The organism is Myxococcus sp. MH1 (assembly GCF_059738865.1).
Window position 1 is genome coordinate 2,659,029 of record NZ_AP026947.1, and the last position, 22,812, is coordinate 2,681,840.

Sequence of the window (22,812 nt, forward strand, 5' to 3'; positions counted from 1 at the left end):
CCAAGCTCCGCGCGTTGCTCGACTGCCGCGCATCGCCCTGGGCTCTCGGCCCCGGCGAGGCCACCGCGAAGTGGCGGTGGCACCCGCGTAGGGGGCTCGCCATGACGGCCCTGTCACGAAAGGACGGGCCCTGCTCCGCGCCTCCAGAGGGAGCGGCCCCTGCGCCCGATCTTGCAATGAAGCCCCGGCTCATTGGCCAAGGGGGTTCCCATGCGATGGATTCGCGCGTTGACACTGGGTGGTTTGACGTGGGTGGTCGGCTGTACCGAGAGCAAGGTCGCGGATGACCTGGACATCGTCCTGAAGGGGCGCCTGGTCGACGAGGCGGGCGCGGCGTTGCCCGAGGCGATGTTGAAGGTCTACCGCAGCGACAACTCGTCGTGTGCGTTCGCGGGCTTCACGGCGAGCTGGAAGTCGGTGAAGGCCCGCGCGGATGGCACGTTCGAGCTGGACCTGTTGGGAGCGGACACGCGCAACGGGAGCATCGCGCGCTGCTTCGTCCTCCGCTCGCCGGCGCAGCGTGAGGGTCGGAGCGTCTCCGCCGCGTTCCTCGTGCAGGAGTCGGAGGTGCAGCTGCCCGTGCTGCAGGAGTGGACCGGCACGATGACGGCCACCGAGGAGGCGGGAGGGGTGAGCGTGGGCTTCCGCTCCCTGCGCGCGACGCACGGGCTGGAGAGCGATGGGCATGTGTTGTCCGTGCGCCCCTCGCTGCGTGAGGCCTGGCGGGTGACGGATGCCGTGTCGCCCGTGCGCCTGAGCGACTACGTCCTCGAGGACGCGGCGGGGCTCGAGGCGTTCGTCAGCGTCGAGCGTGACGCGAAGGCGGGCTCGGAGTCGGTGAGCCTCACCTATGTCAGCGATGAGCGGGCCCTGCCTCGCCGGGCGCTCGTCCCCGTGAGCCGTGGCGCGACGTGCACGTACCTGAACGCGGAGACGCCGTGCCGCCTCACGAACGGAGAGCTGGATGGGCTCGTGCTCTTCCAGACGGGCGTCCAGGAGGTCGTGGTGCAGCTGGCCAGGCCCGTGGTGCCACGCAAGGCGGTGCTGCGCAACTTCGAGGTGTCCGGCGCCGTGAACGAGCTGGTGCTGGAGGGCAGCGCCGACGGCACGCAGTGGGTGCCCCTGGCCAACCTGCTCGAGGGCACGGGCGCGCGGCCCTTCGTGGAGGTGGACCTGACCGGCACGACGGCCGTGTCCCAGGTCCGGGTGAAGGCGGTCCCGCGCGAGACGACGGGGCAGCTGCGCTCGCTGGGGCAGCTCTCCCTCTTCGAGTAGCGACGGCTTCACGAGAGAGGGCGCACCGGTCGCGGGAGAGGCCCGGTGCGCCCGCGAGCTGGGTGTCAATACAGGCCGCGCTGCGTGAAGAACCACCGCCGTGCCATCAGGTCGCTCGTGCCGACGGCGCGGCGGGGAGGCTCGAGAGGATGCTCAGCGCCTCGGGGCCGCCGAAGACGGACGCCGGCACGCCGAGGACGCCCTGCTCCAGCAGTTCCTCGAACGAGCACTGTGACGTGGCGAAGTATCCGATGCAGCGCGAGGCCCGCAGCTCGGGTCTGCGGGTGGTGAGCGCGTCCAGTGCGCGCGCATGCTCGACGAGACGTGCTCGGACCTCGGTGGGACGCGCTGCGTGCTCGGTGAGCGCGGCGTAGCCGATGCGCAGCTTGCGCTCGTCCTTCGGCAGCGGCGCGAAGGCGGCGCGCATGTCCTCGCGCCACCGCGATGGCGTGATGCACAGCCCCGCGTGGTCCGGGATGAGCCAGCCCTTCGACAGCGAGACGAGGACGAACGCGAGCTCCTCTTGCATGAGCCGCAGGACCCACGGCGCCGGAGGTGTCGCGTACGCGGAGTCGATGAGCAGCACCCGCTCCCCCGGCTCGGCGCGGACCCACGCCTCCACCTGCTCGGCCTCCTCGCGTCCGAGCTCGCGTCCCCAGGGCTTGAGCGGCTCGCACAGCAGGAGCGCGTCGCAGTCTTGGAGCGCGGGCAGGCCCTCGCGCGAGGCGTAGCGAACGACCTGAACACCTGCTTCGTCGGCGAGCTGCAGGTACACCGGGTACACGTCCTCGGGGACGCCGAGGCGCGCCCGCCGGGACGCGAGCCAGCCGAACAGCGCGCGCAGGGAGCGCCGCACCCCGTGGCTGACCTGCGTTCGCGCCTTGAGCCCCGCGTCGAGCCCCAGGTGCGCGAGATAGCGCTCGGCGAGGTGACACCGGTAGGGCGACTCCGCGTGGGTCGAAGGCGCGATGGGCGCGAAGCCAGGCCCGAGGCTCCGGTAGACGTTGAGCTCCGCCAGGTCGATGAGCCCGGGCCGCTTCGCGCGCCACGAGTCCCGCAGCGCGAGGAAGTCCTCGTGTCTCATCCGCGCAGCTCCGAGGCGGGGTCCTCGAGCGAGGCGAGGCAGGTCCCATCGCTCATGAGGTTCCACGAGCGGACCTTCCGGTGCGTGCGCTCCCAGCCGACGGACGGCTCCGTGTACGCCGCCACGCGCAGCACCCGCCCCGCGACTTCTCCCTCGAACACGGGGCTTCCCCACGGGAGCGCGTCGACCTGCGTGAAGCCTCCGACCTCCATGGCGTGGAGCACGAGCGCGAGCGGCACCTGATGCGCCGCGCAGTACTGGTTCGCGGCGCTCGGCGCCCATGCGTTCTCGGAGAGGCTGGAGACGTAGAGCTCCTTGAAGCAGACCTCGTGGAACCCGTCGCGCGCGCTGCGCTCCAGGTAGGCGAGGACCTTGGGGACGTCATCCACGCCGCCCCGTTGGAGGACGCAGATGGCGCGGCTGCGCAGCCCGAAGGCCCGCGCGAGCGAACCCGAGTCCACCGACAGGCCCATGATGCGCGCGTCGTCCTCGCGCGTGACGCCGTGGCGACTGATGGCCAGCGTGGTGAGGCCCTCGTCGCGCAAGGCGTGCAGCTGCCCCGCATCCAGGCGCGCGCCGTTGGTGATGAGGAGCGTCTTCGGGAACCGCTCGGCGAGGCCGCGCACCAGCGAGCGCAGCGGGCCGGGGGCCATCAAGGTGGGCTCGCCTCCACCGGTGATGACGGCGCGCTCCGCCCCTCGGGTGCGGGCGAGGTCCGCCCAGTGCAGCTGATGTTCGAGCGAGGCGCTGCGCTGCCGCGCCAGGTCGGAGCCGCTGGCCTTCGAGAAGCAGAACGCGCACTTCGCCTGACAGGCCTTCGCCACGGGCAGCACGGAGAAGGAGCGGGGGCGGCAGTCCTCCCACGGCGCGAGCCCCGTGTCGTCCAACTGGAAGGCCTGCGCGGTGACCTCCTCGTGGAGGGTGGGGCGCAGCGTCCCGTCGTCCTCGACCCACGCGACGCCGCTCAAGGGGACCTCGGGCGAGGGCCACCGCCAGCCGATTCCCGTGCCCGTGGTGTTGTTGGGGCGCATCGCCCGCTCACCCGACGTGGGCAGCCGGGCGCGCAGCGCGACGACGCGGTCCTTCGCGCGGCCGAGCTTCGCGACGAGCCGCCGCGCCTTCGCGAGCCCCGGCGTCCATGGCTCATCCTCCCTCAACATGTAGAACGCGTCGGGGAAGGTCGACTCGGCGATGGACGCTTTCGAGTACCGCATGCGGTAGCGATCGAATCCGCGCAGCCAGTTCGAGAGCGGAATGAAGGCGACGAAGGCGGTGTCCATGACGTCGTCACTCTCTCAAGCTCCAGGCTTCGTGTCAAATCGACACAAAGTTCGGGCGGGGAGGGGAGCGCCTGGTGGGTTGCCTTGAGTGTTCGGGTGGGGACCTCTACGGTGGGCCGATGAGAACGGTGGGTGACTGGAAGACGCGGCTGCGGGCCGCGCTCAAGGATGCGCTGAGGGACAGGAACGCGGCGGCGGTGGCGGTGCTGCGAGAGACGCTGGCCGCGCTCGACAACGCCGAGGCGGCGGACCTGAGCGTCGCCCCCAAGGCCGTCACGGGGGTCGTCGCGGGGGGCGTGGAGGGGCTGGGCAGCGGAGACGTGCCGCGTCGGCTCCTGTCACCGGAGGCGGTGGATGGCCTCCTCCAGAAGGAGCTCCAGGAGCGGCGGGAGGCGGAGGCCCTCTACGTCAAGCTGGGCAAGCACGAGGAGGCGCGGACGTTGCGCGCCCAGGTGGAGCTGCTCCTCGCGCTTCGGGCGGAGCCCTCGGGCGACTGACCTTCGTCAGCGCGCGCCATCCAGGAGCGCCGCGAGCGCTTCCGGTTGGGATGCGAACGGCGAGTGAGGGGACTCCAGGGCGAGTTCTCCGATGTTCATCCGACTCTCCTGGGGGCCACGCCAGCCCCTGACACCCGTGGCAAGGTCAAGCGCTCCTGTTAACGGGCAGCGGGGCTTCGCGCCGGGGCCGGGGAGATTGCACCGGTCGCGTCCCCGTGTTTCGTTGGGTCCCGACGCCCAGGAGGTCTCCCTCGTGCTGCAGCTCCGCCCCGGCTGTGAGTGTTGTGACCGTGACCTGCCGCCCGACGCGACGGACGCGTTCATCTGCACCTTCGAATGCACGTTCTGCGCGAACTGCGTGTCGGAGCGCTTGAAGGGTATCTGCCCCAACTGCGGCGGTGACCTCACGCCGAGGCCGCGCCGGCCCGCCAGCAAGCTCGCCCGGTTCCCCGCGTCCACGGAGCGAGTGTTCAAGCCGCAAGGCTGCGCTCCGCGCTGAGACGCGGGAATCGCGGGTGACGCTGGCCGAGGATGGGCCGGACGCCGTGGTGGCGCGCCTGGGCCTTCCCGCCCGGGCTCGCGTGGCGGCGACCCACGTCAGCGCGACTTCGGCTTCCAGCGCTCGACCATCAGGTCGATGAGGCGCCGCACCTTGGCGGGCAGGTGGGTCTTGCTCGGGTAGAGCGCGGTGATGCGCACGGTGCCCGTCTCGACGGAGGGCAGCAGCGCCCGCAGACGCCCTCGCGAGAGGTCCGCGTCGACGAGGAAGCCAGGGAGGAACGCGACGCCCATCCCGGCGACCGCCGCGTCACGCAGCGCCTCGCCGCTGTCGAGCCGGAGGCGGCTGCGTCCCTCCACGTGGACCCACGAGCCGCCCTGCTCACGCAGGCGCCAGCGCTGCCTGCGCGCGCGGCTGCTGAAGAACAGGCAGTCATGGGCCGCGAGCTCCGCCAGCGTCCGGGGCTCTCCACGCGCGGCCAGGTAGGCGGGTGAGGCGCAGAGGATGGCGGGGTACTCGGCCACGAGCCGGGAGACCAGGCGCGTATCCGTATGGGTCGCCTGGATGCGCACGGCCAGGTCGTAGCCCTCCTCGATGACGTCCGCGACGCGGTCGCTGAAGCTCACCTCCGCCTGCACCTCGGGCCACATCCGCAGGTAGTCCCGCAGCACCGGGAGCACCAGCAGCCTGCCGAACGCGTCCGGCACGGTGAGGCGCAGGACGCCTCGCGGAGTCCCCGTGTGCTGTCCGACGCTGGCCTCCGCTTCCTCCAGCGCGGCGAGGACCTGCTGGCAGTGCTCATGGAAGACGCGGCCATCGTCGGTGAGGCTCACATGGCGCGTGGTGCGGTGGAGCAGGCGCACGCCGAGCCGCGACTCCAGCCGGGCCAGCGCCTTGCCCGCGGCCGAGCGCGTCAGTCCGATGGCCCGCCCTCCCGCGACGAAGCTGCCCGCGTCCACGACGGACATGAAGGCGAGGATTTCGTCGAGGTTGGCACGCTTCATGGGCCCCACGATTGTAGCGGCCTCATCGCTGGAGTGGGGAACGCTGTTCGTCAATCCCAGCGATATAGGGTCATGACATCGCCAACCCCAGGAGAACCGCCATGCCCGTCACGCTGCTCAACCCCGATGGAATGATGAAGCCCGAACTCTACCATCAGGTGTCCATCTCCACGGGCTCCCGGCAGGTCCACATCGCCGGTCAGGTCGCCTACGACGCGGAGGGAAAGCTCGTCGCGCGAGGAGACCTGGCGGGGCAGGTGGCGCAGTCGCTGCGCAACGTCGGCCTCGCGCTCGCGGCGGCCGGAGCCTCGTTCAGCGACGTGGTCCGCTTGAGGTTCTACGTGGTCGGCTGGAAGCCCGAGCAACTGCCCCAGTTCGGCGCGGGTGTTCAGCAGGTCGCGCAGGAGCTGAAGTTCGTCCCCGCGCCGGCCTCGTTGATTGGCGTCAGCGTGCTCTTCGAGCCGGACATCCTCGTGGAGGTCGAAGCCACCGCCGTCCTGCCCTGAGCCACCGCCGCGGCAAGGCTCCGTGTCCCTCGCGTTGGGAGCACGGAGCCTTCGTGGGAGGCCGCGACTACGAGCGCCGCGCCGCGCGCCCCCGGGGAGCTTCCGGCTTTCCGCCTCCGACCTTCGCGCCCGAGGCCCCGCCGACATACGCCGCCAGGTGCTGCCCGGTCAGCGTGGCCTTCGCGGAGACGAGGTCCGCCGGCGGCCCCTGGAACACGATGGTCCCGCCGTCGTGCCCCGCGCCCGGACCCAGGTCGATGATCCAATCCGCGTGCGCCATGACGGCCTGGTGGTGCTCGATGACGATGACGGACTTGCCCGAGTCGACCAGCCGGTCCAGCAGCCCGAGCAGGTTCTCCACGTCGGCCAGGTGCAGGCCCGTGGTCGGCTCGTCGAGCACGTAGACTCCGCCCTCCTCACCCATGTGCGTCGCGAGCTTCAGCCGCTGCCGCTCGCCGCCCGACAGCGTGGTGAGGGGCTGGCCGAGCCGCAGGTAGCCCAGCCCGACGTCGTTCATCCGCTTCAGGATTTCATGCGCGGCCGGCGTGCGCGCCTCCTTGGAGCCGAAGAAGGTCGCCGCGTCCTTGACGGGCAGGTCGAGCACCTCGGCGATGTTGAGCGCGCCCAGCCGGTACTCCAGCACCGCCGCCTGGAAGCGCTTGCCCTCACACTCCTCGCACAGCGTGCTGACCCCCGCCATCATCGCCAGGTCCGTGTAGATGACCCCGGCGCCGTTGCACGTGGGGCAGGCGCCCTCCGAGTTCGCGCTGAACAGCGTGGGCTTCACGCCGTTGGCCTTGGCGAAGGCCTTGCGGATCGGCTCCAGCAGCCCCGTGTACGTCGCCGGGTTGCTGCGCCGCGAGCCACGAATCGCGCTCTGGTCCACCGTCACCACGCCCTCACGCCCCGACACCGAGCCGTGGATCAGCGAGCTCTTCCCGGAGCCCGCCACGCCCGTCACCACCACCAGCACGCCCAGCGGGATGTCCACGTCCACGCCCCGCAGGTTGTGCGCCTTCGCCCCGCGCACCTTCAGCGCCCCCGACGGCTTTCGCACCGAGGGCTTCAACGACGCGCGGTAGCCCAGGTGCCGTCCGGTGAGCGTGTCGCTGGCGCGCAGCCCGTCGACGGTGCCCTCGAATACCACCGCGCCACCGGCGGTGCCCGCGCCCGGGCCGATGTCCACGACGTGGTCCGCGATCTCGATGACCTCCGGCTTGTGCTCGACCACCAGCACGGTGTTGCCCTTGTCGCGCAGGCGCAGCAGCAAGTCATTCATCCGCTGGATGTCGTGCGGATGCAGCCCGACGGTCGGCTCGTCGAACACGTACGTCACGTCGGTGAGCGACGAGCCCAGGTGGCGAATCATCTGGATGCGCTGGGACTCGCCGCCCGACAGCGTCCCCGACGGACGGTCCAGGCTGAGATAGCCCAGGCCAATTTCCACGAACGAGTCGAGCGTCTGGCGCAGCGTGGCCAGCAGCGGCGCGACGGAGGGCTCGTTCAGCCCGCGCACCCACTCGGCCAGGTCACTCACCTGCATCGAGCAGGCCTCGGCGATGTTGATGCCCTTCACCTTGGAGGACCGGGCGGCCGCGTTGAGCCGGGTGCCTGCGCACTCGGGGCAGGGCGTGAAGGTCACCGCGCGCTCCACGAAGGCGCGGATGTGCGGCTGCATCGCCTCCTTGTCCTTGGACAGGAACGACTTCTGGATGCGGGGCACCAGGCCCTCGTAGGTGAGGTTCATGCTCTCGAACTTCACCTTGGTGGGCTCCTTGTAGAGGAAGTCCTCCAGCTCCTTCTTCGTGTACTTGCGGATGGGCTTGTCCGGGTCCAGGAAGCCCGAGTTCGCGTAGATGCGCACCTGCCACCCGTCGGCGTTGTAGCCGGGGATGGTGAGCGCGCCTTCATTGAGCGACTTGCTGTCGTCGTAGAGCTGGCCCAGGTCGATGTCCGTCACCGAGCCCATGCCCTCGCACCGGGGACACATGCCGCCGGAGATGGTGACCACGCGCTCCTCGACCTGGCCCTCGCCCTTGTCGACCGTTATCTGCCCCGACGCGCGCGCCGACGGGATGTTGAAGGAGAACGCGTTGGAGGAGCCGATGTGCGGCTTGCCCAGGCGGCTGAACAACACCCGCAGCCTTGCGTTGGCGTCCGTCGCGGTGCCGACGGTGGAGCGGGAGTTGGCGCCCATGCGCTCCTGGTCGACGATGATGGCCGTCGTCAGGCCCTCCAGCACGTCCACCTCGGGCCGGCCCAGGGACGGCATGAAGCCCTGGACGAACGCGCTGTAGGTCTCGTTGATCATCCGCTGGGACTCGGCCGCGATGGTGCCGAAGACCAGCGACGACTTGCCCGAGCCGGAGACGCCGGTGAACACCGTCAGCCGGCGCTTGGGGAGCTCGACGCTCACGTCCTTGAGGTTGTTCTCCCTGGCGCCCCGGACGCGGATGAGGTCGTGGCGGTCCGCGGGATGCGCGGGAGTGGAGTGCTTGGGCTCGGTCATGACAGGGGTACCAACGGCGAACGGGTGGGGTGTGGGGACGACGGGGGCGGGCTTGCTCAGCCCGCGTTGCCGCGCAGGGGGAAGGCCTGGCTGATGCGGATGAGGTTGCCGGCGGGGTCTCTCACGGCGCAGTCGCGCACGCCCCAGGGCTGGTTCGTGGGCTCCTGCACCACGTCCGCGCCCGAGGCGCGCAGCGTCTCGAAGGTCTCCGCGAGGTTGGCGCTGCTGAACAGGGCGCCGCCCAGCGTGCCCTTGGCGAGCAGGCGCGCGATGGCGTCACCGTCCTCCTTCGTGCGGCCGGCGTGCGGCTGGCTCAGGACGATCTGGATGTCCGGCTGCGCGGGAGGCGAGAGGGTGAGCCACCGGAGCCCCTCGTGGGAGACGTCGCCGATGAGCTTCAGGCCCAGCAGGTCGCGGTAGAACGGCAGCGCCTTGTCCGGGTCGTCGACAATCAGGTGAACGGTGGTGAGCTTGAGGGTCATGACTCCACTGTGGGTCAACGGGTGGGAAGGTGCTTCTCGAATCCTGCTCGGCGGGGGCGCGTCCGCTCCTTCTGGATGCAGGCGGGCAGCACCTGGTCCTCGGTGTGCTGCTTCGCGCGGTAGTCGGACGGCGGCATGCCCACCAGTCGGGTGAAGCTCGCGCTGAACGAGCCCAGGGATGAGCAGCCCACCGCCATGCACACGTCGGTGACGCTCTGGTCCCCGCGCCGCAGGAGCGCCATGGCGCGCTCGATGCGGCGGGTCATCAGGTAGCCGTAGGGGCTCTCGCCGTATTCCTTCCGGAAGCGGCGCGAGAAGTGGGCGGGGGACATGGCGGCCACCCGGGCCACCGACTCCACCGTGAGGGGACTGTCGAACTCCCGGTCCATCAGGTCTCGGGCGCGCCGCAGCCGCGCGAGCTCCGCGAGCTCGCACGCCAGGTCATCTGGGGTGGCCATGGCGCCGGAGGCTACGTCGCGAGCCGGGCATCCCGAAGCCAAAACCCCCCGATGTCCTGACAAGGTCCTGTCATATTTCCAGTACATGCCTTGACGGTTATATGAATCCATGGGTATATATGCGGCATGGAATCCTCGTTCGGAATCATCGCGGAGCCCAACCGGAGGAGCATCCTCAGCCTGCTGGCCGCGTCGGAGTGCTCCGTCGGCGAAATCGAGCGGGAGCTGCGGATGTCCCAGCCCTCGGTGTCCAAGCACCTGCGGGTGCTGCGCGAGGCGGGCTTCGTGGAGTCCCGGGTCGAGGCCCAGCGACGTGTCTACCGGCTGCGGCCCGAGCCGCTCATGGAGGTCGACGAGTGGCTTGCGCCCTTCCGTCGCTTCTGGACGGCCCATGTCGACGCGCTCGAGCGCCATCTGGACCGGATGGAGCAGACCTCCAGCAAAGGAAAGAAGCGATGACTCACCGTGCGAAGTACACCCCCGGCCGCGCGGCCGGGGCCCACATCAAGAAGGACGCGGAGCGCTGGACGCTCGTCCTCGTGCGTGACCTGCGCCACCCGCCCGTGAAGGTCTGGGAGGCGCTCACGGACCCCGAGCAGCTGCGGGAGTGGGCGCCGTTCGACTCGGACCGGAACCTGGGCGCGGTGGGCTCCGCGATGCTCACCACGGTGGGCGCGCCCAAGCCGCTCGTCGCCGAGACGCAGGTGAAGCGGGCCGAGGCGCCGAAGCTGCTCGAGTACAGCTGGGGTGGGAACGATGTCCGCTGGGAGCTGGAGCCGCGCGAGAGCGGCGGCACGAGGCTGACGCTCTGGCACAACATCCACCAGGGCTTCATCGCGATGGGCGCGGCGGGCTGGCACATCTGCTTCGACGTGTTGGATGGACTCCTGGCGGGCGAGCCGCTGGGGCGCCTGGTCGGCCCGGAGGCGATGCGGTTCGAGGGCTGGCAGCGGCTGCATGCCGAGTACGCCGAGCAGTTCGGCGTCGTGACCCCTGGACACACTTCTTCCCCGAGGAACTGAAGATGACGCGCTCGAAGAGAATCACCATCGGCTTCTGGGTTGTCACCGTGCTGTTCTGCTTGCAGATCGGCTTCACCGCCTACGCGCAGCTGAGCCTGCCGCAGGTGGCGGCGGCGTTCACCCACCTGGGCTTCCCCGACTACTTCCGGGAGGGGTTGTCGTGGGCGAAGTTCCTCGGGGTGGTGCTGCTGCTCGCGCCCGTGCCGGCGCGGCTGAAGGAGTGGGCCTACGCGGGGTTCGCCATCAACCTGGCCTCCGCGTTCATCGCGCACCGCGCGGTGGGGGACGGCCCCGAGGCGTGGGGTTGGGTGGTGGGGACCAGCGTGCTCTGGGGGCTGTCGTACTTCTTCTGGCGTCGCCTGCAGGCGGCTCCGGTTCCGGCCGCGGCGCCGGTGCTGGCCGGAGGTCACTCATGAAGAAGGGGGAGGGGCAGGCGAGCGGGGAGGCCGCGTCGAGGCTCATCGACCAGCGCATCCTCGACCTGGGGGACTGGCGGGGAGAGGCCCTGGCCCGGATGCGGAAGCTGATCCTGGAGGCCGTCCCGGAGATGACCGAGGAGTGGAAGTGGGGCACGCCGGTGTGGTCCCACAATGGGATTGTCACGACGGGGGAGGCGTACACGAAGGTCGCGAAGCTCACCTTCATCAAGGGCGCCCGCGTCCCCGACCCGACGGGCATCTTCAACTCCAGCCTGGAGGGCAACGCGCGCCGGGCCATCGACATCCGTGAGGGGGAGAAGGTCGACGCGAGTGCGTTCAAGGCGCTGGTGAAGGCGGCCGCGGCCCTGAACAGTGCGCCGAAGAAGAAGGCCACGCCGGTGGCGAAGAAGGCGGTGGCGGCGAAGAAGGTCCCGGCGGCGCGGAAGCAGAGCGCCGTGAAGAAGGCCGCGAAGCCGAGCGGTGCGAAGGCGAAGAAGCGATAGGGTTCGGGGCGTGATGGCGCCCCACCCCCGTCATCCAGGAGTGCGCGACATGGTTGGCAAGACGGCCGCGAAGGCCGCGGCGAAGAAGGCCACTGCGAAGAAGGCCACTGCGAAGAAGGCCCAGGCCAAGAAGACCGCCGAGAAGAAGACCACGGCGAAGAAGCCAGCGGCGAAGAAGGCCACGGAGCGCAAGGCGACCTCGGCACCGGCCAAGGCGCCAGTCCTCCTCTCCGGAGGCAATCCGCAGATCGCGAAGGGGTACGGGGAGGCCCCCATCCAGGCCTACATCGCGGCCATGCCGGGCTGGAAGCGAGAGGTCGGCGCGCGACTCGACGCGCTCATCTCTCGCGCCGTCCCGGGAGTGTCCAAGGCGGTGAAGTGGAACTCGCCGATGTATGGCATCGAGGGCCAGGGGATGTTCCTCGGCATCCACTGCTTCGCGAAGTACATCAAGGTGGCCTTCTTCCGGGGCACGGCGCTGAAGCCCATGCCTCCGGGCGAGTCGAAGAGCCAGGACACCCGCTACCTCGACATCCGCGAGGACGACGCGCTCGACGAGGCCCGCTTCGTGTCCTGGGTGAAGCAGGCCAGCCAGCTCCCCGGCGAACGGATGTGAGCTGTCGCGGTGGTAGAGTCGCCTCCCATGAAGCGGCTCCTCCCCGTCTGCCTCATGGTCCTCGTGGGTTGTGCCACCACGAAAGCACGTCCCCCCGAGCACGCGGCGTTCATCCAGAACGACTACGCCGCGGCGCTCGCCCAGGCCCGGGCCGCGCGCAAGCCGCTCTTCATCGACTTCGGCGCGGTGTGGTGTCCGCCGTGCCGGACCATGGAGGCGCAGGTCTTCGCCGCGCCCGGCTTCATCGAGAAGGCGAAGGACTACGTCCTGCTCGCGGTGGATGTGGATGACCCCATCAACGAGCCGCTCCTCGAGCGCTTCCCGGTGGACAACCTGCCCACGCTGCTGGTGCTCGACTCCGAGACGGAGACGCCCGCGCTGCGCTGGATGGGCGGCGCCGGGCTGGAGGACGTGCTGGCGTTGCTCGACGATGCCCGGCGCGCATTGAGTGCCCAGGTGTCGGGGCCGGAATTGCTGCTGCTCGAAGGAGACCGCGCCCATGCCAGGCGGGAGCACGAACTGGCGGCGCGCAAGTACCAGGAGGCGGTGGCGCAAGGCTCCAAGCAGTGGAGCCGTCGTGCGAGGGCCGTGGAGTCCGCGCTCAACGCGCTGTGGAACGCCGAGGCCTTCCAGGCGTGCGCGGAGTACGCGGTGAAAGAGGTCCCGAGTCTCGACGAAGCGCGCAGGGCGGGCGCCGCGAGCACCGCCTACGCCTGCGCGAGGTACGCGGACGAGCCCAAGCCCTGGGCCGCGCCGGCCATGAGGGCGCTGGAGGTCTACTTCGAGAAGGCCTTCGAGCAGCTGCGCGAGCGCGACGCGAAGGGGCAGACGTGGCTCTACGGCTCCATGGCGGACCTGCTCGAGGAGCGCGGCGACAAGGAGGGGGCCCGGAAGCTGTCCGAGGAGTACTACGCGAAGGTGCTCGCGTATCGCGCCGAGGAGACCACGGCGCGGGGGCGGGCGGCGTGGGACCCTCCGCTCTACAGCGCCGCGGAGTCGAGCGGGCACCTGGCGGACACCCTCGCGCTCTTCGTCCAGACGGAGCGCGAGCTGCCCGACGACTCCTCCGCCAGCGCGCGGGTGGCCGCGAACCTCCGGGAGCTCGGTCGCTACGACGAGGCGCTCGCCGCGACGGACCGCGCGCTGAAGAGGGCACAGGGAGGGCGACGGCTGGCGGTATGGCTGAGCCGGGCGCGGACGCTGGAGCGTGCCGGCCGGAAGGACGAGGCGCGCAAGGACCTGGAGACGGCGCTCGCGGAAGCGGAGCGGCTGCCCAGGATGCAGCGGGAGTTCTCCCAGTACGCGGTGGACGCCGTGAAGGCCGCGCTGTCCGCGCTCGATGCCGGGAAGTAGTGCCTGCGCACTCGCGAGGCGTTCCAGCTCGGCACGGCTTGTATCGATGAGGCCGGCTGTCGCGGCCTTCCGTGTCGACGCTCGAGGTTGGCAAGGCGCGCCCCTTTGTCCGCGGGCGCTCCCACGGGGCACGACGTGTATGGATGTGAGCGCCCGTCGCGGCCTTTTGTGTCCGCGCTCGACGCAAGGAAGTCGCCCCCGTGCGCCGCCGGTCCGTGCGCGCCACGTCGATGCAGGGTGTGCCGGCATGTCATGGCCGTCTTCTCGAGACGTAGGGCCACGGACGCTGGTGATGTTTGTAGGGGCGAGTCACACGCACTTCTGAACAGCGCCCTGACGAGGGACGCCCACGCCGACCCGAGACATGCTCGCGGGTCGGCGCGGATGCCTGGAACTCAGCGGACCTCGAACTCGTAGATGCGTGCCGCCGGCGAGAAGTCCTGGGTGGGCAGCGTCACATGGAGCCGGATGTAGCGCGCGGACGTGGCGGTGATGGGGTGGGTGGAGACGTTGGCGGTGTTGGCGCTCACCGTGACGACGGTGTTCCACGTCGTCCCATTGGTCGAAGTCTGGATGGTGAACGCCTGGGTGTTCCAGGTCGCCGTCTCACCGCCTGCCCCCGCGTGCTTCACGGTGAAGCTGCTGACCGTCTGGGCCGAGCCCAGGTCGACATCCATCCACGCCGGTGACGTCAGTGAGCAGAACTTGTCGGTGGTTCCACCCGAGACACTCCCGTTGACCGCCTTGGCCGCCGTCTCGTTGCTGTTGCAGGGCGTGGTGCTGCTGGTGGGCTTGTTCAGCGCCAGGTTGATGAAGCCCGTGCCCACGGAGACCGTCTGGGTCCTGCTGTGGCTCGCCCCGCCGTTGTCCGTGACCGTCAGCGTGACGTTGTAGTTGCCGCCACTCGCATACGTGCGCGCGGGGTTCGTCGCCGTGGACGTGGTGCCGTCGCCGAAGCTCCAACTGCGCGAGACGATGCTGCCATCGGCGTCCGTGGACGCGTCGCTGAACGTCGCCGTGAGCCCGCTGAGGGTGACGCCGAAGTTCGCCACCGGAGGCGTGTTGCCGCTGACCGCGGTGTTGATGGCCGCCGCGTACTGCGCGCTCGTCCCCTGCGCCGAGCACCGCTGGATGTCGTCATACAGCCACATGAAGCCGCCCGGGATGCCGGCATTGGCCTTCCATTGGGTCATCTTGGTCTGCACCGAAGCCGGGCTGTCACCCGACGCGCAGTTGGTGCCGTGCCGCGACCACAGGCCCGGGGACACCGTCATCCCCATGGCCGTGTTCCAGCTCGCCGGGTTGTTGCCCGCGCCGCCGTCGTAGACCTGGAGATAGATGCGGTCCACCGCGCTCCCCAGGTTGTTCCGGAGGTTGCGCCAGAATGTCTGCTGCGTGTACGGCACGAAGGCGATCTTGTAGCCCAGGCCGATCAGCATCTGCCCGAAGGTCGTCGTCGGAGCGAGGTCATACGCGCTCTCGTCGTCGAAGTTCACCGCGTCCGCGCCGGTGATGGTCTTCAGCACCTGGAAGTTGCGGTACAGGATGCTGTTGCTCCCGGTGCCGCAGACCAGCGTGGTGCCGCAGCCGGCGGCGGTGCCGTTGACCAGCCTCGCCATGCGCTCGAAGTCCGGGACGCTCCAGGCGCCGATGGACACCTCGATGCGATTGACCGACGTGGGCGCCCGCTTGAGCGTGGCCAGCCGCGTGGGCCACGCCGCGTCGCCGATGTACGCGCCATTCCGGACCACGGGGATGTCGTTGTAGACGAGGTCCCCGTTGTCCTCGATGTGGAAGCTCCACAGAATCACCGTGGTGAACCCCGACGCGCGCAGGTCATCCATCACCGCGGTGCCCCCGGAGTAGAAAGGTCCTCCACCATAGACAGCCGAGTGTGCCTGGGCGGCGGGGGCCAGGAGCACGCCCCAGAGCGTGGCGAGTGTGAAGAACAGACGGCTGGATACAGTCGACGGATTCGATTTCGACATGGAACAATCCTCGGCATGGGAATGACGCGATGGACTGCGATGCGTGTCTGGGTCTGAGAGGCATTGCGCCCGCCCACACCCTCACGTGCTCCAGATCGCCGGCGTCGGCGACGGCCCAACTTGAGAGGGGTGGGTTCACGCTGTCAATTCAACGTCGAGGATGTCTGGCGATGGTTCGCTGGCGCACGGCGTGAGTCCGATGCCCCGGTCTTTTTCCTCGTTGGCGGTTCCTGGTGAGCCCTGGTAGGGTTCTCTGCGGGGCGGCTTTGGGTGTGCTTCCTTCTCACTCCTATGAGGTAGCTCATCCGCTCTCCGCCCCGCCTTTCCCCTCTCTCAGGGAGTCACCATGGGCGCCCCTTCGCTCCAACTCACGGGCGATTCCGCCGCGCTGTTGCTCTGGACCACGGGGCTCGTCTTTCCTCCCACGGGCCTGCCCGCCGGCGGTGACACGAAGGCACGCGAGGAGGCCCTGGTCGCGCTGGATGCGGACCTGGCGGGTGTCGGCTACGTGCTCGCGGGGGACCTCCGGGACGCGCTGCTCGCGCTCCCCGACGAGCCCCTGGCCGCGTCTGGCCGCTTCCTCTACGAGAACTGCGCGGCGACGGTGGGCAAGGACCGCCCCTTCGTCCCGCTGTTCCGCAACTTCCCCCACAGCGTCCCGCGCGACACGCAGGCGCTGTTCGTCCAGCGCGTGCTGTCGTGGCTGTACCAGAACCCCGAGCAGCCGTGCATCCACTGCGGCACCCTGGGCTCGGTGCGCGCGCTGTCGCCGTGCGCCCACCTCGTCTGTGAGAAGTGCTTCGACGGCAAGGACTACTCCGCCTGTCCCATCTGCCGTCGACGTCTGTCGCCGACGGACCCCTTCCTGCAGCCCAAGGAACTCAAGGGCGCTTCGCGGACCGTCTACTCCATCCGTCGGAGCCAGTTGACGCGGTTGTCCCTGGGCACGGACCCCGAGGCCACCGCGAGCGGACTGATGCGACGGCTGGCATCGCGGTCCACGGTGCTCAACCCTCGCGACCTGGAGATCCTCAAGCGGCTCGTGTCCGCCTTCGGGCCCCGGGTGCTGGGCTGGCTGCCCCGGCGCATCCCGGTGAAGGAGACCCTGGCGCTCATCGTGGGGCACCTCCTCCGGGCCCCCCGGACGGCGGGGGACGTGCTGGCCGGCGCCGCGGCGCACGTGAAGACCGCCACGGATGTGCTCCGCGTGCTGGTGGCCTGGGCGGGTGGCAACCCCGACCTCTCCGTCAAGGTGCCCTTGAAGAGCCCGCCGCGTCAGGTGCGGCGCGCCGTCCTCCGGATGATGGAGGGCTTCTCCCTGCTGAACGTCACCGAGGACGTCGGGCGCAACCCGGGCCTGTGGAAGGCCTTTGGCGGGCTGCTGCACGTCTTTGAGGAGTGGCGGCGTCATCCCAAGGTCTCGCTCGCGTTCGCCGTGCTGCGCGGGACGGTGCTCTCCGAGCAGACGCCGTTCGGCGCGACGCTGCTGGGCCTCACGCGCGAGCATCCCGAGTCCTTCCAGACGCGGGACGTCGAGGGCGGCGTCGTGGTGGAGTTCCGCTCCTGGACCTCGCGCGTCGAGGAGGCGCTGCGCGCGAGGGCGCTTCCGGGCGCGCTGACGCTGCTCCGGCAGCGGCCCGGTGAGCTGCTGCGCAGGTTGGACCATGTGAGCCGGCTCTCGGTGGCGCTCGCGGGCTCCGCGTCGCTGGCGCCGGAGCTGCTCGCGACGCTCGATGCCGTGCTGCCCCGGTCTCCGCCCGCGTTGCTGCTCGCCGCCTCGGCGCACCTGCGCAAGCGGCACCAGCCGTTCGCCCGGCGCATCTTCTTCCCGAAGGGTGAGGCCACTCACGCCTGGGGCATGGAGGACCGTCGTCCGTTGCTCCCCGGGGATGTGATTGGCCAGCTGGTGGCGCTGCTGGAGCGGGAGCTGCTGCGACGGGCGGAGGCCCTGCCGTCCTTCCCCCAGGCGGTCATCGACGAGGCGCTCGGAGACCTCCTGGTGCCAATGGCGGAAAAGACGGCCTCGAAGGCGTTGGTGGCGGTGCCTCGCGGCAGCCTGCTGCCGATTCCGGAGGGGAAGGTCCTGCGCTTCTTCGTCCACTGGACGGAGCCCCAGAACACGTACGTCGACCTGGACCTGTCGGTGGCGCTCTACGACAAGAACTGGTGGCTGGTGGACCGGTGTGACTACACGAACCTGCGGCTGGAGGACGACGCCGCGGTGCATTCGGGGGATGTCACGTCGGGCTCTCCGCCGCTGGGAGGCGCCGAGTTCCTGGACGTGCACATGGAGCGCCTGCTCGCCCAGGGCGTGCGCTACGCCATCCCCGTGGTCTTCTCCTTCAACAGCGTCTCGTTCGACCGGATGGAGGACGCGTTCGCGGGCTTCATGGTCCGGGACGAGGTGGAGGGGGAACACTTCGACGCGCGCACGGTGGAGCAGCGCTTCGACTTGCAGGGGAGCGCGCAGATTTCGGTGCCGCTCGTCATCGACCTCGTCGAGAAGCAGCTTCGCTGGGTGGACGTGAAGGTCCCTCCCGAGGACGGCTTCCAGAGCGTGGCCCGCTCCCGGGGGGGACTCGCACACCTGGGCAAGGACACCCTGGCCTACTTCGGCACCGGCGCCCGGCCCACGCTGTGGGAGCTGGCGACCCTGCACGCCGCAGCGCGCAGCCGCACCGTGCACGTCCGGCGTCGGGATGGCTCCGTGTCCGTCCTGAAGCGGGCGGAGGACGAGGACACCGCTTCCTTCCTTCGCAGGCTGCGAGGCCTGGAGGCGGACTCCACCGCGCGGAGCTTCACGCCCGGCAAGGCGCCCACGTTCTTCGCGGGGCTGACGGATGTGCCCGCGCTCTCTCAGGGCAGCGAGGGGTATGCCCTGCGCTTCCTGCACACCTCCGCGGAGGAGGTCACCCGGCTGGGCGCGGGCGACCTGGTCTCCGTGCTGAAGAAGGCGTAGCGGCGCCGCCTCAGAAGGTTGGCAGGTCGTTGGCGAGATGGGATGACAATCCCCCGTCGACGACCAGCGTGGTGCCGTTGATGTAGCCCCCGGAGGGGCCCGCGACGAAGGCCACCAGTCGGGCCACCTCGTCGGGCGTGGCGAACCTCCCGGCGGGAATCCTGCGCAGCAGCTCCTCGCGGAGCGCGGGCGGCGCCTTCGCCAGCATCTCCGTGTCGATGTAGCCGGGGCAGATGGCGTTGCAGGTGATGCCGTGCGCGCCCCACTCGGCGCCGATGGACCTGGAGTAGCCCACGAGCGCGTGCTTGGTGGCCGCGTAGGTGGAGGAGAGCGCCCCGCCGAAGAGGCCGAGGGAGGAGGCGATGTTGACGATTCTGCCGAACCTCGCCGCCTTCATGCGCGGCAGGGCCCAGCGGCAGAGCTGGTGGACGGCGTCCACATTCACCCCGAAGAGCTGCTCCCACTCGCTCCGCGAGACCTCGTCGGCGCGGTGGAAGGGCCCGCCGAAGCCCGCGTTGTTCACGAGGACTCCTGGCACTCCCACGGTGGACTCCAGCCTCGCGAGCGTCGCGTCCAGCGCGGCCTCGTTCGCCAGGTCGCACGCGAAGGACCACGCCTGGGCTCCCGAGGCGCGCAGCTTCGCCTCCTGTCGGGCCAGGGCCTCCTCGTCCCGCGCGAGGAGGACGACGCGCAGCCCCTGCCCGGCGAGCACCTCCGCGATGGCCGCGCCGATTCCCCGGCTGGCCCCCGTGACGAGCGCCAGGTCCGCGTTCGAGGGCGACGTCATCACAGGACTCCCTTCGAGGGGACCAGGCGCAGCTCGTCCACGCGGATGTGCAAGGGCTTGCGGGCAATCTCCCAGATGGACTCGGCCACGTCGTCCACGGACAACATGTCGGCGGGGCTGAACTCCGGACGCGTCTTCCAGAAGGCCGTGTACACGGCTCCCAGCGACAGCAGCGTGGCCCGGATGGCGTGGTCCTTTCCCTCCGCGTTCAGCACGCCCGTCAGCCCACGGAGGCCATGCTTGGAGGCGGCGTAGGCGCCATTCATGGGCAGGGTGAGGTGGTCGCTCACCGAGCCGATGTGGACGATGCGCCCTCCGCCATGCGCCTTCATCCGCTTGAACGCCTCGCGCGCGCACAGGAAGGCACCCGTCAGGTTCACGTCCAGGCTCTTCCGCCAGTCGGCGAGCGAGGTCTCCTCGATGGGCGTGAAGGCCCCGAAGCCCGAGCAGTTGACCAGCAGATGAAGGGCCCCGTTGGCGGACGCCTTGTCGAACAGCGACCTCACGGAGGCCTCATCGGTGACGTCCACCCGCATCGAGTCGGATGACTCCCGCGTCACGTCCTCCGAGGCGCAGATGACGTGCAGTCCCTCCGCCCTCAGCCTGTGGATGACGGCGGCGCCGATGTTGCCCGTTCCGCCGACGACGATTGCATTCCGAGCGCTCATGCCGGCAGGCATACAGGCGGTCGTGGTCCGAGACCAGGGCCTTGCGTGAGGGATTGTCCTGGCGCGCGGGGGCACCGTCCGGGCGATTGGCGCGATCGGATTGGTCGCGCGCCAGGGGGCCCGTTACGCTTCTCCGATGAGCGGAGACCTCGTCCACCTCGCGCCCGACGTGGGCGTGCGTCTTGCCCGGCTCGGCGCGAACGTGGCCCACGCCACCGCCGCCGCGCGCGTGCCCGCTGGGGGCGCGATGAGCACCGCGCAGTTCTTCCACTTCTGGGAGGTGCTCGGGGAGTCGTCTCCGGCGGACATCGGGTTGCGCCTCGCGCGTGAGACGCAGGTGCACGAGTACGACATCTCCTCGCTGGCCGCGTTGCACTCACCGGACCTGGGCACGGCCCTGGGCAAGATTGCCCGCTACAAGCGGCTGTGCGGCCCGAAGGACATGTCCGTCGACACCCAGGGCGGCGAGGTCACCGTCCACACGACGTACCTGCACGCCTCCAGCCCCGCGCCCGCGCGCCTCGTCGATGCCTCGCTGGCCTCGTTGCTGGTGCTGCTGCAGCGCGGGAGCGGGTTGTCGCTGGCGCCCAAGCGCGTGGAGCTCCTCCGCGCCCGGGCGGACGAGCCGATGCTGATGCGCTTCTTCGGCTGCCCGCTGCGCTTCAAGGCGCGGCGCGACGCGCTCGTCTTCGACGCGAAGGTGCTCTCCACGCCCTTCGTCACCCACAATGCGAACCTGCTGCGGGTGTTGCTCCCCAGCCTCGACGAGCGACTCGCGCCCGTCGAGCAGGACTCGCTCGTCGAGCGGGTCCGGGCGGTGGTCGCCCGGCGCATGGCGGGGGAGCGGCCCAGCGTGGCGAAGGTGGCGCGGGAGCTGGCGCTCAGCGCCCGGACGCTCCAGCGCCGGTTGGAGGAGCACGGGTTGAGCTATCAGCAGGTGCTCGACGACGTCCGGCATCGCACGGCGCTGCGGCTCTTGCGCACCGGGCAGGTGGGCGTGGACGAGATTGCCTTCCTGCTCGGCTTCGAGGAGCTCAACTCCTTCACGCGGGCGTTCCGGGCCTGGGAGGGCACCACGCCGAACCGTTGGCGCGATTCGATGAGATAGTGGCGCGTCTGGATTTGAGGCGCGCGGGCTCGCGCCGCATCTTGAGCCCATGACCCAAGACACTTCGCAGGTGTGGTTCATCACGGGCAGCTCGCGTGGCCTGGGCCGCGCGCTCACCCTCGCCGTGCTCGCCGCCGGGCACCGCGTCGTCGCCACGGCGCGCAACCCCGAGTCGCTCGCGGACCTCGTTCGCGAGCACGGCGCGCGCATCCGACCGGTGGCCCTGGACGTCACCCAGCCCGAGCAGGCGGCGCGGGCGGTGCGCGAGGCGGTGGAGGCCTTCGGCCGCATCGACGTGCTGGTGAACAACGCGGGCTACGCCAACATCGACTCGGCGGAGGACCTGTCGCTCGACGACTTCCGCGCGCAGATGGACACCAACTTCTACGGCGTGGTGCACGTGACGCGGGCGGTGCTGCCGGTGATGCGCGCGCAGCGCCAGGGGCGCATCCTCCAAATCAGCTCGATTGGCGGGCGGCGTGGCGGCACACCGGGCCTGAGCGCCTATCAGGCCGCGAAGTTCGCGGTCGCGGGCTTCAGCGAGGTGGTGATGAACGAGGTGGCGCCGCTCGGCATCCAGGTGACCATCGTGGAGCCGGGTGGCTTCGCCACGGACTGGGCGGGCGCGTCGATGACGATTCATCCCTCGAAGCCCGACTACCAGGCCACGGTGGGGGCGCTCAACGCGAGCGTGAGGGCCAACCCCGGCGGGGCGCGCGGTGTGCCCGAGAAGGCCGCGAAGGCGCTGCTGCGGCTCGCGGCGATGCAGAAACAGCCACGTCGGTTGCTCCTGGGGAGCGATGCCTACGCCCTCGCTGGCCTGACGCTGCGCGAGATGGGAGCGAGCGACGAGGCTCTACGGGAGCTCAGCGTCAGCACGGACGCGGAGGGGCTGCCGGACTTCGCGGACACGGAGGTGGGGCGGCGGATGCTGAAGCTTCACGGCCCCTGAGCGGCGGCGTGCGTGAAGAAGGCGGGGACGGAGCGGCCCGAGCAGGTGTTCTCGCCGGGATGCCCGGGCCGGAAGTCCGCCCGTGCCCCCAGGCCGAGTCGCTGCCGCAGCCCCTCCAGCGGCTCCTCCATCAGGGACTCGAGGCGCGCGCCCAGCAGGGCGGTGGCGGCGACGCCGCGGACGAAGTCGTGGGCCTGGATGCGCCCTTCGTAGATGTCGCGCAGGTGCTTGTACTTGTCGCGGAGGATGTCCGGGTGCACGGAGGCCGCCGCCAGGAACAGGGCGAGCGCGGAGGGCGCGAGTCCGAACACGAACGACTGGACGGCGACCTCGTCCGCGTCCGACGTCTCATAGGCGCCCAGGACGTGGAAGAAGTCGTGGCACTTGTTGAGCCGGTGGACGGCGTAGCGGGTGGGCGTCGCCTCCGGGTCGAGCTCGGCCTGGATGGGGAAGAAGTCCGGGGCCAGCCGGTAGTGCGCCATGTAGGCCGCGTAGCAGCGGCCGAACGAGCCTTCCGGCAGGGTGGAGAGGGCCTCGGGCTCGGGGAGGGCCGGGTCCCACAGCTCGGCGTGGAGCTCGCGGAACCCGGGCACCGACAGCAGCAAGGCATCACTGGCGGCGAGCAACTCGGGCTCGGTGAGGAAGGGGATGACCTCCCCCAGCGTCACGCGCTGGTTCACCAGGTCGCGGGCCTGCTCGACGAGCCTGGTCGGCTCTGCCAGAGGCGCCTCGAATGACAGACGGTCCGCACGAGTGTGCATGCCTCCCCCACTTGCACACGATAAGCCATCCCCCCAGCGCCTGTCATTCCGGGGGGATGTGGTGTGTTCAAGAGAGGGTGCT

Annotated in this window: 23 protein-coding genes; 13 read left to right on the plus strand and 10 right to left on the minus strand. The window is 70.1% G+C overall.

The features are described 5' to 3' along the window. Positions 1 to 210: 210 nt before the first annotated feature. On the plus strand, positions 211 to 1,275 hold the full coding sequence (locus AC6JA9_RS10880; protein ID WP_223750254.1) for a hypothetical protein: 1,065 nt from the start codon (positions 211 to 213) through the stop codon (positions 1,273 to 1,275). Positions 1,276 to 1,381: 106 nt separating this feature from the next. On the opposite strand, the gene AC6JA9_RS10885 is transcribed toward AC6JA9_RS10880, so the two are convergent. Next, on the minus strand, positions 1,382 to 2,359 hold the full coding sequence (locus AC6JA9_RS10885) for a PLP-dependent aminotransferase family protein (protein ID WP_497959628.1): 978 nt from the start codon (positions 2,357 to 2,359) through the stop codon (positions 1,382 to 1,384). Next, positions 2,356 to 3,639 (minus strand): radical SAM protein, encoded by a 1,284-nt coding sequence (locus AC6JA9_RS10890; RefSeq protein WP_497959629.1) that lies wholly within the window; start codon positions 3,637 to 3,639, stop codon positions 2,356 to 2,358. The genes AC6JA9_RS10885 and AC6JA9_RS10890 overlap by 4 nt, the downstream gene beginning before the upstream one ends. 119 nt (positions 3,640 to 3,758) lie before the next feature. Between AC6JA9_RS10890 and AC6JA9_RS10895 the strand changes: the two genes are divergently transcribed. Then, positions 3,759 to 4,136 (plus strand): GatB/YqeY domain-containing protein, encoded by a 378-nt coding sequence (locus tag AC6JA9_RS10895; RefSeq protein WP_426747572.1) that lies wholly within the window; start codon positions 3,759 to 3,761, stop codon positions 4,134 to 4,136. A gap of 253 nt (positions 4,137 to 4,389) precedes the next feature. Further along, positions 4,390 to 4,635 carry a DUF1272 domain-containing protein gene (locus AC6JA9_RS10900; RefSeq protein ID WP_141324990.1) on the plus strand — a complete coding sequence of 82 codons (246 nt, stop codon included), beginning with the start codon at positions 4,390 to 4,392 and terminating at the stop codon, positions 4,633 to 4,635. Between the two features lie 98 nt (positions 4,636 to 4,733). Here the strand turns inward: AC6JA9_RS10900 and AC6JA9_RS10905 are convergent, their stop codons facing one another. Continuing rightward, positions 4,734 to 5,639 (minus strand): LysR family transcriptional regulator, encoded by a 906-nt coding sequence (locus AC6JA9_RS10905; RefSeq protein WP_497959630.1) that lies wholly within the window; start codon positions 5,637 to 5,639, stop codon positions 4,734 to 4,736. A 101-nt stretch (positions 5,640 to 5,740) separates the two neighbouring features. Here AC6JA9_RS10905 and AC6JA9_RS10910 point away from each other — a divergent pair, with 101 nt between their 5' ends. Next, positions 5,741 to 6,145 (plus strand): RidA family protein, encoded by a 405-nt coding sequence (locus AC6JA9_RS10910; RefSeq protein WP_141324986.1) that lies wholly within the window; start codon positions 5,741 to 5,743, stop codon positions 6,143 to 6,145. A gap of 67 nt (positions 6,146 to 6,212) precedes the next feature. On the opposite strand, the gene AC6JA9_RS10915 is transcribed toward AC6JA9_RS10910, so the two are convergent. The 3 genes from AC6JA9_RS10915 to AC6JA9_RS10925 are packed head-to-tail and all read right to left on the minus strand — an operon-like array spanning position 6,213 to position 9,594. Then, complete coding sequence (locus AC6JA9_RS10915; protein WP_141324984.1) at positions 6,213 to 8,654, minus strand: ATP-binding cassette domain-containing protein; 2,442 nt, start codon at positions 8,652 to 8,654, stop codon at positions 6,213 to 6,215. Positions 8,655 to 8,710: 56 nt separating this feature from the next. Further along, positions 8,711 to 9,136 carry a VOC family protein gene (locus tag AC6JA9_RS10920; RefSeq protein ID WP_497959631.1) on the minus strand — a complete coding sequence of 142 codons (426 nt, stop codon included), beginning with the start codon at positions 9,134 to 9,136 and terminating at the stop codon, positions 8,711 to 8,713. A gap of 14 nt (positions 9,137 to 9,150) precedes the next feature. Continuing rightward, positions 9,151 to 9,594, minus strand: a complete 444-nt coding sequence (locus AC6JA9_RS10925) for a helix-turn-helix transcriptional regulator (protein ID WP_497959632.1) — start codon at positions 9,592 to 9,594, stop codon at positions 9,151 to 9,153. A gap of 126 nt (positions 9,595 to 9,720) precedes the next feature. Between AC6JA9_RS10925 and AC6JA9_RS10930 the strand changes: the two genes are divergently transcribed. From AC6JA9_RS10930 to AC6JA9_RS10955, 6 genes are read left to right on the plus strand one after another with little or no spacing between them, the layout of a single operon-like run. Beyond that, positions 9,721 to 10,053, plus strand: a complete 333-nt coding sequence (locus tag AC6JA9_RS10930; protein ID WP_046711976.1) for an ArsR/SmtB family transcription factor — start codon at positions 9,721 to 9,723, stop codon at positions 10,051 to 10,053. Further along, positions 10,050 to 10,616, plus strand: coding sequence for an SRPBCC family protein (locus AC6JA9_RS10935; RefSeq protein WP_141323005.1), 567 nt, complete (start codon positions 10,050 to 10,052; stop codon positions 10,614 to 10,616). The genes AC6JA9_RS10930 and AC6JA9_RS10935 overlap by 4 nt, the downstream gene beginning before the upstream one ends. Before the next feature lie 2 nt (positions 10,617 to 10,618). After that, positions 10,619 to 11,032: a DoxX family protein gene (locus AC6JA9_RS10940; protein WP_497959633.1), complete on the plus strand. Its 414-nt coding sequence runs from the start codon at positions 10,619 to 10,621 to the stop codon at positions 11,030 to 11,032. Next, positions 11,029 to 11,538, plus strand: a complete 510-nt coding sequence (locus AC6JA9_RS10945) for a DUF1801 domain-containing protein (protein WP_497959634.1) — start codon at positions 11,029 to 11,031, stop codon at positions 11,536 to 11,538. The genes AC6JA9_RS10940 and AC6JA9_RS10945 overlap by 4 nt, the downstream gene beginning before the upstream one ends. 49 nt (positions 11,539 to 11,587) lie before the next feature. Further along, the gene (locus AC6JA9_RS10950; protein WP_426747569.1) at positions 11,588 to 12,154 is read left to right on the plus strand and encodes a DUF1801 domain-containing protein; all 567 of its coding nucleotides are present in this window, start codon (positions 11,588 to 11,590) and stop codon (positions 12,152 to 12,154) included. Positions 12,155 to 12,181: 27 nt separating this feature from the next. Beyond that, positions 12,182 to 13,507, plus strand: coding sequence for a thioredoxin family protein (locus AC6JA9_RS10955; RefSeq protein ID WP_497959635.1), 1,326 nt, complete (start codon positions 12,182 to 12,184; stop codon positions 13,505 to 13,507). A gap of 395 nt (positions 13,508 to 13,902) precedes the next feature. Here AC6JA9_RS10955 and AC6JA9_RS10960 read toward each other — a convergent pair whose 3' ends face one another. Continuing rightward, positions 13,903 to 15,495, minus strand: coding sequence for a PKD domain-containing protein (locus AC6JA9_RS10960; protein WP_223750263.1), 1,593 nt, complete (start codon positions 15,493 to 15,495; stop codon positions 13,903 to 13,905). Between the two features lie 346 nt (positions 15,496 to 15,841). Here AC6JA9_RS10960 and AC6JA9_RS10965 point away from each other — a divergent pair, with 346 nt between their 5' ends. Continuing rightward, positions 15,842 to 18,454 carry an MXAN_6230/SCO0854 family RING domain-containing protein gene (locus tag AC6JA9_RS10965; RefSeq protein ID WP_497959636.1) on the plus strand — a complete coding sequence of 871 codons (2,613 nt, stop codon included), beginning with the start codon at positions 15,842 to 15,844 and terminating at the stop codon, positions 18,452 to 18,454. A 10-nt stretch (positions 18,455 to 18,464) separates the two neighbouring features. Here the strand turns inward: AC6JA9_RS10965 and AC6JA9_RS10970 are convergent, their stop codons facing one another. Both AC6JA9_RS10970 and AC6JA9_RS10975 read right to left on the minus strand, forming a co-directional pair. Then, on the minus strand, positions 18,465 to 19,241 hold the full coding sequence (locus AC6JA9_RS10970) for an SDR family NAD(P)-dependent oxidoreductase (protein ID WP_463751194.1): 777 nt from the start codon (positions 19,239 to 19,241) through the stop codon (positions 18,465 to 18,467). Then, the gene (locus AC6JA9_RS10975; protein ID WP_497959637.1) at positions 19,241 to 19,909 is read right to left on the minus strand and encodes an SDR family oxidoreductase; all 669 of its coding nucleotides are present in this window, start codon (positions 19,907 to 19,909) and stop codon (positions 19,241 to 19,243) included. Before AC6JA9_RS10975 ends, AC6JA9_RS10970 begins: the two co-directional genes overlap by 1 nt. 136 nt (positions 19,910 to 20,045) lie before the next feature. Here AC6JA9_RS10975 and AC6JA9_RS10980 point away from each other — a divergent pair, with 136 nt between their 5' ends. Both AC6JA9_RS10980 and AC6JA9_RS10985 read left to right on the plus strand, forming a co-directional pair. After that, the gene (locus AC6JA9_RS10980; RefSeq protein WP_223750267.1) at positions 20,046 to 21,017 is read left to right on the plus strand and encodes an AraC family transcriptional regulator; all 972 of its coding nucleotides are present in this window, start codon (positions 20,046 to 20,048) and stop codon (positions 21,015 to 21,017) included. 49 nt (positions 21,018 to 21,066) lie between these two features. After that, positions 21,067 to 21,969 carry an SDR family NAD(P)-dependent oxidoreductase gene (locus AC6JA9_RS10985; RefSeq protein ID WP_497959638.1) on the plus strand — a complete coding sequence of 301 codons (903 nt, stop codon included), beginning with the start codon at positions 21,067 to 21,069 and terminating at the stop codon, positions 21,967 to 21,969. On the opposite strand, the gene AC6JA9_RS10990 is transcribed toward AC6JA9_RS10985, so the two are convergent. Further along, on the minus strand, positions 21,957 to 22,730 hold the full coding sequence (locus tag AC6JA9_RS10990; protein ID WP_223750269.1) for a Coq4 family protein: 774 nt from the start codon (positions 22,728 to 22,730) through the stop codon (positions 21,957 to 21,959). The two genes, AC6JA9_RS10985 and AC6JA9_RS10990, sit on opposite strands and share 13 nt — an antisense overlap. Positions 22,731 to 22,812 lie beyond the last annotated feature (82 nt).